Genomic DNA, 16,174 nt, shown 5'->3' on the forward strand with positions numbered 1-16,174 from the left:
TCACCGGTAGTTCGGGCAGCGTCATTTCGGGTCGGGTGTCGTACACGCTGGGGCTTGAGGGTCCGGCGGTGACGGTGGATACGGCGTGTTCGTCGTCGTTGGTGGCGTTGCATCTGGCGGTGCAGGCGTTGCGGTTGGGTGAGTGCTCGTTGGCGCTTGCGGGTGGTGTCACCGTGATGGCGACACCCACCGCTTTCGTGGAGTTCTCGCGTCAGCGTGGGCTGGCCGCCGATGGCCGCTGCAAGTCCTTTGCCGCTGGTGCGGATGGGACGGGCTGGTCGGAGGGTGTTGGGCTGTTGTTGGTGGAGCGGTTGTCGGATGCCGAGCGGAACGGGCATCCGGTGCTGGCCGTCGTCTCCGGCTCCGCGGTGAATCAGGATGGTGCGTCGAATGGTTTGACGGCGCCGAATGGTCCGTCGCAGCAGCGGGTGATCCGGCAGGCGTTGGCGAGCGCTGGGTTGTCGGCGGTGGATGTGGACGCGGTGGAGGCGCATGGTACGGGTACGGCGCTGGGTGATCCGATCGAGGCGCAGGCCCTGTTGGCCACGTACGGTCAGGGCCGGGATGCGGATCGGCCGTTGTGGTTGGGGTCGGTGAAGTCGAACATCGGTCATACGCAGGCGGCTGCGGGTGTGGCTGGTGTGATCAAGATGGTGATGGCGATGCGGTATGGGGTGCTGCCGCAAACGCTGCACGTGGATGAGCCCTCCCCGCATGTGGACTGGTCGGCCGGAGCGGTCGAGTTGTTGAAGGAAAGGGCTGCTTGGCCGGACGTCGATCGGCCGCGTCGGGCGGGCGTGTCGTCGTTCGGAGTGAGCGGGACGAACGCGCATGTGGTGTTGGAGCAGGCGCCTGGGGTGGTGGAGAAGTCCCGGGGCGAGGGCGTTGCGTTGCCTGCGGTGCCGTGGGTGGTGTCGGGTGTGGGTGAGGCTGCGGTGCGGGCGCAGGTGGAGCGGTTGCGGGAGTTTGTGGTGGGTGATCCTGGGTTGGATCCGGTGGATGTTGGGTGGTCTTTGGTGGCTACTCGGTCTGGGTTGTCGCATCGTGCGGTGGTGGTGGGTGCGGATCGTGGTGAGTTGTTGGGTGGGTTGGGTTCGGTGGTGGTGGGTGTTCCGGTGGTGGGTGGGTTGGGTGTGTTGTTTGCGGGTCAGGGGTCGCAGCGGTTGGGGATGGGGCGTGGGTTGTATGAGGGGTATCCGGTGTTCGCTTTGGCGTGGGATGAGGTGTGTGGGGAGCTGGATCGGTATTTGGATAGGCCGTTGGGTGAGGTGGTGTGGGGTGATGATGCCGGGTTGATTGGGGAGACGGCGTATGCGCAGGCGGGGTTGTTCGCGCTGGAGGTGGCGCTGTATCGGTTGATCAGGTCGTGGGGTGTGAGGCCGGATTATTTGTTGGGTCATTCGATTGGTGAGTTGGCTGCGGCGTTTGTGGCGGGTGTGTGGTCGTTGGAGGATGCGGCTCGGGTGGTGGCGGCTCGGGGTCGTTTGATGCAGGCGTTGCCGTTGGGTGGTGCGATGGTTGCGGTGGCGGCGTCGGAGGGTGAGGTGCGGCCGCTGCTGGCCGAGGGTGTGGTGGTTGCGGCGGTGAATGGTCCTGAGTCGGTGGTGGTCTCGGGTGATGAGGGTGCGGTTCAGGTGGTTGTGGATGTGTTGGCTGGGCGTGGGGTGCGGACGCGGCGGTTGCGGGTGAGCCATGCGTTTCATTCGGCTCGTATGGATGGGATGCTCGCGGAATTTGGTGAGGTGCTGCACGGTGTTGAGTTCTGTGCCCCGAGCGTGCCCGTCGTATCGAACGTCTCGGGTGTGGTGGCGGGCGAGGAGTTGTGTTCGCCGGAGTACTGGGTTCGTCATGTGCGGGAGACGGTCCGGTTCGCCGATGGCTTGGAGACGTTGCGCGGGCTAGGTGTTGGTTCGTTCCTGGAGCTCGGACCGGACGGGACGTTGGCCGCGCTGGCCGATGGCGATGGACTGCCCGTGCTGCGCCGGGATCGTCCGGAGCCCCTGACCGTTATGGCGGCTTTGGGTGGGCTGTACGTCCGGGGTGTCCAGCTCGACTGGGATGCGGTGTTCCCGGGTGCTCGGCGGGTTGATTTGCCGACGTATGCGTTCCAGCGTGAGCGGTTCTGGCTGGAGCCGTCTCCTGGGCAGCCTGCGACGAGCGCGGTGGACGCGGCGTTCTGGGACGCGGTCGAGCGTGGGGATCTCGCTTCGTTCGGCATCGATACCGAACAGCCGCTCAACTCCGCCCTGCCCGCCCTTTCGTCCTGGCGCCGCCGCCGCCAGGAGAGGTCACTGGTCGAGTCCTGGCGGTACCGCCTCGACTGGTCTCCGATCGGGGCCGTTTCCGAGCAGCCGAGTCTGCGCGGTACGTGGCTGGTGGTGGGTGACGCCGGAGACGACGTGGTCGCCGTGCTGCGGGGTGCGGGGGCCGATGCGCGAATGGTGACGACGGCGGAGCTGGGCGAGGTCGCGGCTGCGGGTGTGGTGTCGTTGTTGCCGGTTGAGGAGACGGTGTCACTGGTGCAGGCCCTGGGGACGGCCGGGATCGATGCGCCGTTGTGGTGTGTGACTCGGGGTGCGGTGTCGGTGGTTGATGGGGATGTGGTGGATCCGGGGCAGTCGGGGGTGTGGGGTCTTGGCCGGGTGATCGGTTTGGAGCATCCGGACCGGTGGGGTGGTCTGATCGATGTGCCGGCGGTGGTGGGTGAGGAGGCTGGGGTTTGGTTGTGTCGAGTGTTGGGCGGGGGTACGGGGGAGGATCAGGCGGCGGTTCGTGGTGGTGGGGCGTGGGGTGCTCGGTTGGTGCGGGTGTCGGGGTCGGTGTTGGGGTCGGGGTTGGGTGGGTCGGTTGTGTGGCGGGGTCGGGGGACGGCGTTGGTGACGGGTGGTACGGGTGCGTTGGGTGGTCATGTGGCGCGTTGGCTGGCGGGTTCGGGTGTGGAGAGTGTTGTGCTGGCCAGTCGTCGGGGGATGGCTGCGCCGGGTGCGTTGGAGCTGGTGGCGGAGTTGGAGGGGTTGGGCGTTGCGGTGCGGGTGGTGAGGTGTGATGTGGGGGATCGGGATCAGGTGGCGGAGTTGGTGGGGCCGATTGGGGATTTGCGTGTGGTGGTGCATGCGGCGGGTGTGCTGGATGACGGTGTGCTGGAGTCGCTGACGGCTGAGCGGGTCCGTGAGGTGATGCGGGTGAAGGTGGAGGGTGCGCGGTATCTGGATGAGTTGACGCGGGGTTGGGATTTGGATGCGTTTGTGTTGTTTTCTTCAGCTGCGGGGACTGTGGGTAATGCGGGGCAGGGGGGTTATGCGGCGGCGAATGCGGTGTTGGATGGGTTGGCTTGGCGGCGGCGGGCGGAGGGGTTGACGGCCACGTCGGTGGCCTGGGGCGCCTGGGCCGACACCGGCATGGGGGCCGGGCACGCACGGGCCATGGCACCACGGCTGGCGCTGGCCGCCCTTCAGCGAGCGTTGGAGGACGACGAGACCGCACTGATGATCGCGGACATCGACTGGGAACGCTTCGGGTCCCGGTTCACCGCCGTGCGGCCCAGTCCGCTGCTCGGTGAATTGCTGGGTGGCGCCGCTCATTCCACGCCCGCGGCGGGCGAGTTGGTCGACCGGCTACGCGTCCTCCCTCCGGCCGAGCGGGAACGGACGGTCCTTGAACTCGTACGTGGCCAGGTGGCCGTCGTTCTGGGACATGCCACCCCGGCGGCGATCGACACCGCAGCGACGTTCCAGTCAGCCGGTTTCGACTCCCTGACCGCGATCGAACTCCGCAATCGGCTCATGGCGGCCACCGGAGTGCAGACACCTGCCTCGGTCGTCTTCGACTACCCCACTCCGGAACTTCTCGCCGGTCACCTGCGGGAGCAACTGCTCGGGGCAGGGTCGGCAGCATTCTCGACGACGGTCGCCACGGCTCCGGTGGATGACGACTCGATTGCCATCATCGGCATGAGCTGCCGATTCCCTGGTGGTGTCAACTCGCCCGAAGAGCTGTGGCGGCTCCTGGAGTCGGGGACGGACGCCATTTCCGCCTTTCCACCGGACCGCGGCTGGGACCTCGTCGGCGGGGCCGATGGCGCGTCGGTCCGGGCGGGTGGCTTCCTCTACACAGCGGCCGAGTTCGACCCCGCGTTCTTCGGAATCTCGCCGCGCGAGGCGATCGCGATGGATCCGCAGCAGCGGCTGCTGCTGGAGGCTTCGTGGGAGGTCTTTGAGCGGGCCGGGATCGCTGCGGACGCGTTGCGGGGCAGCCCCACCGGAGTGTTCGTCGGCACCAACGGCCAGGATTACGCCGCCCTCGTCGGTAACGCGCCACAGCGTGAGGACGGTCATCTGGCCACCGGCAGCGCGGCGAGCGTGGCATCCGGCCGACTGTCCTACACCTTCGGGCTCGAGGGCCCGGCCATCACCGTGGACACCGCGTGTTCGTCGTCGTTGGTGGCCATGCACCTGGCCGCGCAGGCGCTGCGCTCGGGCGAATGCCGTATGGCCCTTGCGGGCGGCGCCACGGTAATGGCCACGCCCACCGCGTTCGCCGAGTTCTCCCGGCAAGGCGCGCTGGCCGCTGATGGCCGGTGCAAGGCGTTCGCGGCGGGCGCGGATGGCACCGGCTGGGGCGAAGGCGTAGGCGTTCTGCTGTTGGAACGGCTGTCCGACGCCGAGCGGAACGGCCACCGGGTGCTGGCGGTGATGCGTGGCTCCGCCGTCAACCAGGACGGTGCCTCGAATGGGCTGACGGCGCCGAATGGTCCGGCGCAGCAGCGGGTGATCCGGCAGGCGCTGGCGAACGCCGGACTCGCCTCCCAGGACGTGGACGCGGTGGAGGCGCACGGTACGGGAACGACGCTGGGCGACCCCATCGAGGCACAGGCACTGCTCGCCACCTACGGCCAGGACCGGGAGCCGGATCGGCCGCTGCTGCTGGGCTCCGTGAAGTCCAACATCGGCCATACGCAGGCCGCGGCCGGTGTGGCTGGTGTGATCAAGATGGTGATGGCGATGCGGCATGGGGTGCTGCCGCAGAGCTTGCACATCGACGAGCCCACTCCCCACGTGGACTGGACGGCCGGACGGATCGCACTGCTCACAGAACCGTCCCCCTGGCCTCAGACGGGAGCGCCGCGCCGCGCCGCGGTCTCATCGTTCGGTGTGAGCGGCACCAACGCGCATGTGATCCTCGAACAGGCATCCGTGGTGGCCGAACCCGAGGAAACCGACACGGCGCGAACGCCCGAACCGCCAGCTGTTCCGTGGGTGCTCTCGGCACGGAGCGAGGCGGGGCTACGGGCGCATGCCCTCAGGCTTCGGTCCTTCGTGAGCGCCGATGCTGATCTGCGTCCGGTCGATGTCGGCTGGTCGCTGGCGTCGGCTCGCTCGGTGTTGTCACACCGTGCGGTGGTCGTGGGCGCGGACCGCGATGAACTGCTGCGTGGGCTGGAGGCCGTGGCCGGTGGCAGTGCCGTGGTCGGGGAGGCCCGCATGCGTTCCGGGGTGGTGTTTGTCTTTCCGGGGCAGGGGTCGCAGTGGGTGGGGATGGCGTTGGAGTTGGTGGAGTCGTCGGCGGTGTTTGCGGGGCGGTTGGGTGAGTGTGCGGTTGCGTTGGCGCCGTTTGTGGAGTGGTCGTTGTGGGATGTGTTGGGTGATGAGGTGGCGTTGGGGCGTGTTGATGTGGTGCAGCCGGTGTTGTGGGCGGTGATGGTGTCGTTGGCGGAGTTGTGGCGTTCGTTTGGTGTGGTGCCGTCGGTGGTGGTGGGTCATTCGCAGGGTGAGATTGCGGCGGCGTGTGTGGCGGGGGGGCTGTCGTTGGAGGATGGTGCGCGGGTGGTGGCGTTGCGGAGCAAGGCGTTGCTGGCTTTGGCGGGTCGGGGTGGGATGGTGTCGGTTCCGGTGGCTGCTGATCGGCTGCGGGATCGTGTGGGGTTGTCGGTGGCGGCGGTGAATGGTCCGGTGTCGACGGTGGTGTCGGGGTCTGTTGGGGTGCTGGATGGGGTGTTGGCGGAGTTCCCGGAGGCCAAGCGGGTTCCGGTGGATTATGCGTCGCATTCGGTGCAGGTGGAGGAGGTTCGGGAGGGGCTGGCGGAGGCGTTGGCGCCGGTGCGGCCGCGTGTGGGTGAGGTGCCGTTCTTTTCGACGGTGACGGGGCGGTTGATGGACACCGTCGAGTTGGATGCGGAGTACTGGTATCGGAATCTGCGGGAGACGGTGGAGTTCCGGTCCGCGATCGAGGGGCTGTTGGAGCTTGGCCATACGGTGTTTGTCGAGGCCAGTCCGCATCCGGTGCTGACCGTCGGCGTCCAGGACACCGCCGACGCCACCGCCACCGACATCGTCGTAAGCGGATCGCTGCGCCGCGACGACGGCGGTCCGGCGCGCTTCCTCACCGCGCTGGCCGAGCTGTCCGTGCGAGGGGTGGCGACGGACTGGCGCCAGGCGTTCGAAGGGACCGGCGCCCAGTACGTCGACTTGCCGACCTACCCCTTCCAGCGGGAACGCTTCTGGGTCGAGCCCACCGCCCCGGACATGGACCGGGACGCTGGCGTCGCCACTGCGGACGGTGAGTTCTGGGCGGCCGTCGAGCGCGAAGACGCCGCATCACTGGCAGCCACCCTGCGGGTCGACGACGCCACACTGGGCGATCTGCTGCCCGCCTTGTCGGCCTGGCGCCGCCGGCGGCACGAATGGTCCGCGCTGGAGGCCGTCCGGTACCAGGTCAATTGGAAGCCGCTCGTCGACGACCGACCCGCGACGTTGTCAGGCGCTTGGCTGGTCGTGGTTTCCCAGGCCGATGCCGACCATGAGTGGGTCTCCGGCGTAAGCGAGACGCTCGCCGAGTACGGGGCCGAGCCAGTGGTGTGCCTGGTGGACGAGCGACACCTGGATCGTGCCCTGCTGGCCGACCGGCTGGCGAGCATGACCGGTGCGAGCAGCAGCAGGACCAGCGCAAGCGGCACGAGCAACACGACGGGCGCGGCGAGTGTCAGTGGCGTGGTGTCGCTGGTCGCGCTGGACCAGCGGCCGCACCCGGACTACGCCTCCGTGCCCATCGGTTTCGCGATGACGGTGCTGCTGACTCAGGCGTTGGGTGACACGGGGGTGGAGGCACCGCTGTGGAGTCTGACCCAACGCGCCGTGTCCACCGGGCCCGCCGACCCCCTCCTCGCATCCGCATCCGCATCCGCATTCGCATCGGCGCAGGCACTGGTGTGGGGCGTCGGCCGAGTGATCGCACTCGAGCAGCCCCTGCGCTGGGGCGGTCTCATCGACCTGCCGACCGAGGTGAACACGAGGGCGCGGGAACAGCTGGCAAGGGTCCTGTCAGGCGTTTCGGGCGAGGACCAGGTCGCGATCCGGATGGTGGGGGCCTTCGGGCGCAGGCTCGTCCATGCCCCCGTGTTGCGGACCGATCTGCCGTCCTGGCAGCCGAGCGGGACCGTACTGGTCACCGGAGGCACCGGAGCGCTGGGCGGTCATATCGCGCGGTGGCTGGCGCGCGAGGGTGCGGAGCACCTCGTGCTGACCAGTCGGCGCGGTATGTCCGCGCCCGGGGCGTCCGCACTCGTGGCGGACCTGGAAGCGGCCGGAGCGGTGGTGACGGTGGCCGTGTGCGACGTGGCCGAGCGCGCCCAACTGGCCGAGTTGGTGGCGGGTGTCGGCCCGCTGACGGCTGTTGTGCACACGGCCGCCCTGCTGGACGACGCGACGGTCGAGTCCCTCACCACCGAGCAACTGCACCGGGTGCTCCGCGTCAAGGTCGACGGTGCGAGGCATCTGCACGAATTGACCCGTGACATGGAACTGTCCGCGTTCGTGCTCTTCTCCTCCTTGTCCGGGACGGTCGGCACACCGGGGCAGGGCAACTACGCGCCGGGCAACGCCTTCCTCGATGCGCTGGCCGAGTACCGCAGGGCCCAGGGCCTGGTGGCGACATCAGTGGCCTGGGGCTTGTGGGCCGGTGGCGGGATGGGAGAGGGTGAAGCTGGCGAGGTGGCCCGGCGGCATGGTGTTCCCGCACTGTCGCCGGAGCTGGCGGTGGCCGCTCTGCGTACGGCCGTCGAACAGGGCGACGCGGTGGTCACGGTCGCCGACATCGAATGGGAACGCCATTACGCCGCCTTCACCGCGACGCGCCCCAGCCCCTTGCTAGCCGACCTTCCAGAGGTACGGCGACTCATCGACGCGGGGGCCGCTTCGGTCGTCGAGGAGACGGACCTCGACCGATCCGGACTCAGCGGGCACCTGGCAGGGCTCGACGGGGCCGAACAGCGCCGACTGCTGCTCGATTTGGTGCGCCGCAATGTCGCGGTGGTGCTCGGGCACACCGATCCAGAAGCCGTGTCGTCCCACCGCGCCTTCCAAGAGCTCGGTTTCGACTCCGTGACGGCGGTCGAGTTCCGCAACCGGCTGGGTGCCGCGACGGGGCTGCGGCTCCCGGCCACTGCCGTATTCGACTATCCGACCCCGCTGGCCCTGGCGGAGTACGCGCGGTCGGAACTGCTGGGGACGGCCGGGGAGCCCCTTCGCGCCGAGCCGAGCGGCTCCCCAGTGGACGACGATCCGATCGTGATCGTTGGAATGAGCTGCCGTTTCCCCGGCGGGGTGAGCTCGCCGGAGGATCTGTGGGACTTCCTCACCGAGGGTGGGGACGCGATGTCGGCGTTCCCCGGGGACCGTGGCTGGGACCTGACCGGGCTCTTCCACAGCGACCCCGGCCACCCGGGTACCTCGTATACCAGGACAGGTGGCTTCCTCCATGACGCGACCGCGTTCGACGCCGACTTCTTCGGCATCTCGCCACGTGAAGCGACCGCGATGGATCCGCAGCAGCGGCTGCTGCTGGAGGCGTCCTGGGAGGCGTTCGAGCGAGCGGGGATCGACCCTCGGTCGCTGCGGGGCAGCGAGACCGGGGTGTTCGCAGGCACCAACGGTCAGGACTACGCCAGCCTTTTGGGCGGAGACCAGCCGCAGGAGTTCGAGGGCCATGTCGGAACGGGCAATTCGGCATCGGTGATGTCCGGCCGGATTGCCTACGTCCTGGGGCTTGAGGGTCCGGCACTGACGGTGGATACGGCGTGTTCGTCGTCGTTGGTGGCGTTGCACCTGGCGGTGCAGGCGTTGCGGTTGGGTGAGTGCTCGCTGGCGCTCGCGGGCGGTGTCACAGTGATGGCGACACCGGGTCTGTTCGTGGAGTTCTCCCGCCAGCGCGGCTTGGCCGCCGACGGTCGGTGCAAGGCGTTCGCGGGGGCGGCCGATGGCACCGGTTTCTCCGAGGGTGTGGGGATGCTGGTGGTGGAGCGGTTGTCGGATGCTGAGCGGCTTGGGCATCGGGTGTTGGCGGTGGTGCGTGGTTCGGCGGTGAATCAGGATGGTGCGTCGAATGGTTTGACGGCGCCGAATGGTCCGTCGCAGCAGCGGGTGATCCGGCAGGCGTTGGCCAATGCGCGTTTGTCCGTGGTGGATGTGGATGCGGTGGAGGCGCATGGTACGGGTACGGCGCTGGGTGATCCGATCGAGGCGCAGGCGTTGTTGGCCACGTACGGTCAGGGCCGGGATGTGGATCGGCCGTTGTGGTTGGGGTCGGTGAAGTCGAATATCGGTCATACGCAGGCGGCTGCGGGTGTGGCTGGTGTGATCAAGATGGTGATGGCGATGCGGCATGGGGCGCTGCCGCAGAGCCTGCACATCGATGAGCCGACGCCGCACGTGGATTGGTCTGCTGGTGCGGTGGAGTTGTTGACGGGGCAGGTGGCGTGGCCGGAGGCCGGGCGTCCCCGTCGGGTGGGTGTGTCGGCGTTCGGTGTGAGTGGGACGAATGCGCATGTGATTGTGGAGCAGGCGCCTGAGGTGGAGGAGTCCCGCGCCGAGGGCGTTGCGCTGCCTGCGGTGCCGTGGGTGGTGTCGGGTGCGGGTGAGGCTGCGGTGCGGGCGCAGGTGGAGCGGTTGCGGGAGTTTGTGGTGGGTGATCCGGGGTTGGATCCGGTGGATGTGGGGTGGTCGTTGGCGACTGGGCGTGCTGGGTTGTCGCATCGTGCGGTGGTGGTGGGTGCGGATCGTGGTGAGTTGTTGGGGGCTTTGGAGGGTGTTCCGGTTGTGGGTGTTCCGGTGGTGGGTGGGTTGGGTGTGTTGTTTGCGGGTCAGGGGTCGCAGCGGTTGGGGATGGGGCGTGGGTTGTATGAGGCGTATCCGGTGTTCGCTGCGGCGTGGGATGAGGTATGTGCCCAGCTGGACCAGCATCTGGATAGGCCGTTGGGTGAGGTGGTGTGGGGTGACGATGCCCAGCTGATTGGGGAGACGGCGTATGCGCAGGCGGGGTTGTTCGCGCTGGAGGTGGCGCTGTATCGGTTGATCAGGTCGTGGGGTGTGAGGCCGGATTATTTGTTGGGTCATTCGATTGGTGAGTTGGCTGCGGTGTTTGTGGCGGGTGTGTGGTCGTTGGAGGATGCGGCTCGGGTGGTGGCTGCGCGGGGTCGTTTGATGCAGGCGTTGCCGTTGGGTGGTGCGATGGTTGCGGTGGCGGCGTCGGAGGGTGAGGTGCGGCCGCTGCTGAGCGAGGGTGTGGTGGTTGCGGCGGTGAATGGTCCCGAGTCGGTAGTGGTATCGGGTGATGAGGGTGCGGTGCACGCTATCGAGGAGAGGTTCGCCGAGGGTGGGGTGCGGACGCGGCGGTTGCGGGTGAGTCATGCGTTTCATTCGGCTCGTATGGATGGGATGCTCGCGGAATTTGGTGAGGTGCTGAACGGTGTTGAGTTCTGTGCCCCGAGTGTGCCCGTCGTGTCGAACGTGTCCGGTGCGGTGGCCGGTGAGGAGCTCTGTTCGCCGGAGTACTGGGTGCGGCATGTGCGGGAGACGGTTCGGTTCGCCGATGGGCTGAGTACTCTCCGCGAGCAGGGGGTTGGTTCGTTCCTGGAGCTGGGGCCGGATGGCACGTTGACCGCGCTGGTCGACGGCGATGGTGTGCCTGTCTTGCGCCGGGATCGTCCGGAGCCCCTGGCCGTCATGGCTGCTCTGGGTGGGCTGTATGTGCGGGGTGTGGAGGTGGGCTGGGGTGCGGTGTTCCCGGGTGCTCGGCGGGTTGATTTGCCAACGTATGCCTTTCAGCGTGAGCGGTTCTGGCTGGAGTCATCCCCTGGGCGGCCTGTGACGAGCGCGGTGGACGCGGGGTTCTGGGACGCGGTCGAGCGGGGCGATGCGGAGGCTCTTGGGGTTGATGCTGAGCAGCCGTTGAGTGTCGCGTTGCCCGCGTTGGCGTCGTGGCGACGGGCGCGGCAGGAACAGTCGGTCATCGACGGGTGGCGTTACCGGATCGGCTGGACGCCGATCCCGGCGCTGCCGGGGGAGCCGGGCCTCACCGGCACTTGGCTGGTCGCGGTCGAACCGGGTGTGGACAGCACCGATGTGGCTGATGCGCTGCGGTGGGCCGGGGCCAGTGTCGAGGTCGTGACGGGCGAAGCGATCGGCGAGCTGGACGCGGGGCCGGTCGCGGGTGTGGTGTCGTTGTTGTCGGTCGAGGCGACGGTGGCGCTGGTGCAGGCTCTCGGGGCGGCTGGGATCGATGCGCCGTTGTGGTGTGTGACGCGGGGTGCGGTTTCCGTGGGGGACGGGGACGTGGTGGATCCGTACGCGTCGGCCGTCTGGGGTCTGGGCCGTGTGATCGGGCTGGAGCATCCGGACCGTTGGGGCGGGCTGATCGACCTGCCCACGGAGGCGGATGCGCGTGTGGGCGCGTCGTTGGCCGGGGTTCTCGCCGGGCGCACCGGGGAGGACCAGGTGGCGATCCGGGCTGCCGGGGCGTGGGGTGCCCGGCTGAACCGGGCGACACCGGTGGCGGACACGTCTGCCGGGTGGCGTGGTCGGGGAGCTGCCTTGATCACCGGGGGTACGGGTGCGCTGGGCGGCCATGTGGCGCGCTGGCTGGCGGGGACCGGGGTGGAGCGCATCGTACTGACGAGCCGCCGGGGGATCGAGGCCCCGGGTGCGGCCGAGCTGGTGACCGAGTTGGAGGAGTGCGGGGTCCGGGTGACGGTGGTCGCGTGCGATATCGCCGATCGGGAGGCGGTCGCGACGCTGCTGGCCACCATCCCCGATCTCCGGGTCGTCGTACACGCCGCAGGGGTGCCGAGCTGGCGTGCGGTGGACAGCCTGACACCCGAGGAGTTCGAGGAGAGTACGCAGTCGAAGGTTGCCGGGGCGGCGAACCTGGACGCACTCCTGGCGGACGCCGAGCTGGATGCCTTTGTGTTGTTCTCGTCGGTGGCGGGGGTGTGGGGGAGTGGTAGTCAGTCGGCGTATGCGGCGGGGAACGCGTTTTTGGATGGGTTGGCGTGGCGGCGTCGTGGTGTTGGGTTGGTGGCGACGTCGGTGGCGTGGGGGATGTGGGGTGGGGGTGGTATGGCTGTTGGGGGTGAGGAGTTCCTGGTTGAGCGTGGTGTGTCGGGGATGGCTCCGGGGTTGGCGGTGGCTGCGTTGGGGCGGGCGTTGGGTGATGGTGAGACGGCTCTTGTGGTGGCGGATGTGGATTGGGAGCGGTTCGGGTCGAGCTTCACCGCGTTGCGTCCGAGCCCACTGCTGAGCGAGCTGATCCCCGACACGTCCGAATCACTCGCCTCGACGTTGGGTGAGTTCGCGGTCGAGCTGCGCGGATTGCCGAGCGAGGACCGGGACCGTGCGGTCGTGGAGCTCGTACGGACGCATGCCGCCGAGGTGTTGGGCCACCAGAACCCGACCGCGATCGGCCTCGACCGGACGTTCCAGGAGCTGGGCTTTGACTCGCTGACCGCCGTGGAATTGCGGGATCGGCTCGGCACGGCTACTCAGCTGCGATTCCCGGCGTCCGTGATCTTCGACTACCCGACTCCGGCGGCACTCGCTGAGCATGTGTGCGGAGCGGCGCTCGGACTGGCCGAAGAGATACAGATACCGCACACGCCCAGCGCGGTGGCCGACGATCCGATCGCGATCATCGGCATGAGCTGCCGGTTCCCGGGCGGTGTGGACTCTCCGGAGGCGCTGTGGCGGCTGGTCAGCGCCGGTGGCGACGCCGTATCGTCCTTCCCGTCCGACCGTGGCTGGGACCTGGCCGGTGTGTACGACGCCGACGCCACTCGCTCGGGCCGGTCGTACGTCCGCTCCGGTGGCTTCCTCCATGACGCGGCCGAGTTCGACGCCGGATTCTTCGGGATCTCGCCACGCGAGGCGACCGCGATGGATCCGCAACAGCGGCTGCTGCTGGAGGCGTCCTGGGAGGCGTTCGAGCGGGCCGGAATCCCGGCCTCGACGCTCAAGGGCAGCCAGACCGGCGTCTTCGTGGGCGCGTCCGCGCAGGGCTATGGCGGCGGGGACGGGCAGGCCCCGGAAGGATCCGAAGGATACCTCCTGACCGGCAACGCGAGCAGCGTGGTGTCCGGTCGCGTGGCCTATACGTTTGGGCTGGAGGGCCCGGCGGTCACCGTGGATACGGCGTGCTCGTCCTCGTTGGTGGCGCTGCACTGGGCGGTGCGGGCTCTTCGGTCGGGCGAGTGCTCCCTCGCGGTGGCCGGCGGAGTGACGGTGATGGCGACCCCCGCCACCTTTGTGGAGTTCTCGCGTCAGCGTGGGCTGGCCGCCGATGGCCGCTGCAAGTCCTTTGCCGCTGGTGCGGATGGGACGGGCTGGTCGGAGGGTGTTGGGCTGTTGTTGGTGGAGCGGTTGTCGGATGCCGAGCGGAACGGGCATCCGGTGCTGGCCGTCGTCTCCGGCTCCGCGGTGAATCAGGATGGTGCGTCGAATGGTTTGACGGCGCCGAATGGTCCGTCGCAGCAGCGGGTGATCCGGCAGGCGTTGGCGAGCGCTGGGTTGTCGGCGGTGGATGTGGACGCGGTGGAGGCGCATGGTACGGGTACGACGCTGGGTGATCCGATCGAGGCGCAGGCGTTGTTGGCCACGTACGGTCAGGGCCGGGATGCGGATCGGCCGTTGTGGTTGGGGTCGGTGAAGTCGAATATCGGTCATACGCAGGCGGCTGCGGGTGTGGCTGGTGTGATCAAGATGGTGATGGCAATGCGGCATGGGGTGCTGCCGCAAACGCTGCACGTGGATGAGCCCTCCCCGCATGTGGACTGGTCGGCCGGTGCCGTTGAGTTGTTGAGGGAAAGGGCTGCTTGGCCGGACGTCGATCGGCCGCGTCGGGTGGGTGTGTCGGCGTTCGGTGTGAGTGGGACGAATGCGCATGTGATTGTGGAGCAAGCGCCTGAAGTGGCGGGGCTTGAGGCTGAAGGTGTGGTGTTGCCTGCGGTGCCGTGGGTGGTGTCGGGTGCGGGTGAGGCGGCGGTGCGGTCACAGGTGGAGCGGCTACGGGCCTTCGCGGACCGGAATCCTGATCTGGATCCGGTGGATGTTGGGTGGTCTTTGGTGGCCACTCGGTCTGGGTTGTCGCATCGTGCGGTGGTGGTGGGTGCGGATCGTGGTGAGTTGTTGGGGGCTTTGGAGGGTGTTCCGGTTGTGGGTGTTCCGGTGGTGGGTGGGTTGGGTGTGTTGTTTGCGGGTCAGGGGTCGCAGCGGTTGGGGATGGGGCGTGGGTTGTATGAGGGGTATCCGGTGTTTGCTGCGGCGTGGGATGAGGTGTGTGGGGAGCTGGATCGGTATTTGGATAGGCCGTTGGGTGAGGTGGTGTGGGGTGATGATGCCGGGTTGATTGGGGAGACGGCGTATGCGCAGGCGGGGTTGTTCGCGCTGGAGGTGGCGCTGTATCGGTTGATCAGGTCGTGGGGTGTGAGGCCGGATTATTTGTTGGGTCATTCGATTGGTGAGTTGGCTGCGGTGTTTGTGGCGGGTGTGTGGTCGTTGGAGGATGCGGCTCGGGTGGTGGCTGCGCGGGGTCGTTTGATGCAGGCGTTGCCGTTGGGTGGTGCGATGGTTGCGGTGGCGGCGTCGGAGGGTGAGGTGCGGCCGCTGCTGAGCGAGGGTGTGGTGGTTGCGGCGGTGAATGGTCCCGAGTCGGTAGTGGTATCGGGTGATGAGGGTGCGGTGCACGCTATCGAGGAGAGGTTCGCCGAGGGTGGGGTGCGGACGCGGCGGTTGCGGGTGAGTCATGCGTTTCATTCGGCTCGTATGGATGGGATGCTCGCGGAATTTGGTGAGGTGCTGAACGGTGTTGAGTTCTGTGCCCCGAGTGTGCCCGTCGTGTCGAACGTGTCCGGTGCGGTGGGTGGTGAAGAGTTCTGTTCGCCGGAGTACTGGGTGCGGCATGTGCGGGAGACGGTTCGGTTCGCCGATGGGCTGAGTACTCTCCGCGAGCTGGGTGTTGGTTCGTTCCTGGAGCTGGGGCCGGATGGCACGTTGACCGCGCTGGTCGACGGCGATGGTGTGCCTGTCTTGCGCCGGGATCGTCCGGAGCCCCTGACCGTCATGGCTGCTCTGGGCGGTCTGTACGTCCGGGGTGTGGAGGTGGACTGGGGCACGGTGTTCCTGGGTGCTCGGCGGGTCGATCTCCCCACCTATGCGTTCCAGCGTGAGCGGTTCTGGCTGGAGTCGGCCTCGGACCAGACCGCGACCAGTGCCGTTGACGCGGCGTTCTGGGACGCGGTCGAGCGCGGGGACGCGCTGGCGCTGGGCATTGACGAGGAACAGCCGTTGAGTTCCGTACTGCCCGCCCTCTCGTCGTGGCGGAGGGCGCGGCAGGAGCAGTCGGTCATCGATGGTTGGCGTTACCGGCTTGGCTGGACGCCGATCCCGGCGGTGTCCGGGGAGGTGGGCCTCACCGGCAGCTGGCTGGTCGTGGTCGAGGCGGGTACGGACAGTACCGATGTGGCTGCCGCGTTGCGGTGGGCCGGGGCCAGTGTCGAGGTCGTGACGGGCGAAGCGATCGGCGAGCTGGTCGCGGGGCCGGTCGCGGGTGTGGTGTCGTTGTTGTCGGTCGAGGCGACGGTGTCGTTGCTGCAAGTTCTTGTGGCGGCCGGGGTTGATGCGCCGTTGTGGTGTGTCACTCGTGGTGCGGTCTCGGTGGTCGATGGAGACCTGGTGGATCCTGGCCAGGCCGGAGTCTGGGGCCTGGGCCGTGTGATCGGTTTGGAGCATCCGGACCGTTGGGGCGGGCTGGTCGACCTGCCTGGTGAACTGGACGATGGCGCTGGGAAAGCGCTGGTCGGCATCCTTGCGAGGGGCAGCGGTGAGGATCAGCTGGCTGTCCGTGCCACCGGCGT

At 68.1% G+C, this 16,174-nt stretch carries 1 protein-coding gene (only partly in view); it reads left to right on the forward strand.

Every position in this 16,174-nt window falls within one protein-coding gene, locus tag LIV37_RS45820, for a type I polyketide synthase, read on the forward strand. The gene is 33,684 nt long; 4,936 of those nucleotides lie to the left of the window and 12,574 to its right, leaving coding positions 4,937–21,110 in view, spanning codon 1,646 (partial) through codon 7,037 (partial); the first complete codon in view begins at position 3. The start codon and the stop codon both lie outside this window.

Origin of the sequence: Streptomyces rapamycinicus NRRL 5491 (assembly GCF_024298965.1) — a bacterium.
In the GTDB taxonomy this organism is placed as follows: domain Bacteria; phylum Actinomycetota; class Actinomycetes; order Streptomycetales; family Streptomycetaceae; genus Streptomyces; species Streptomyces rapamycinicus.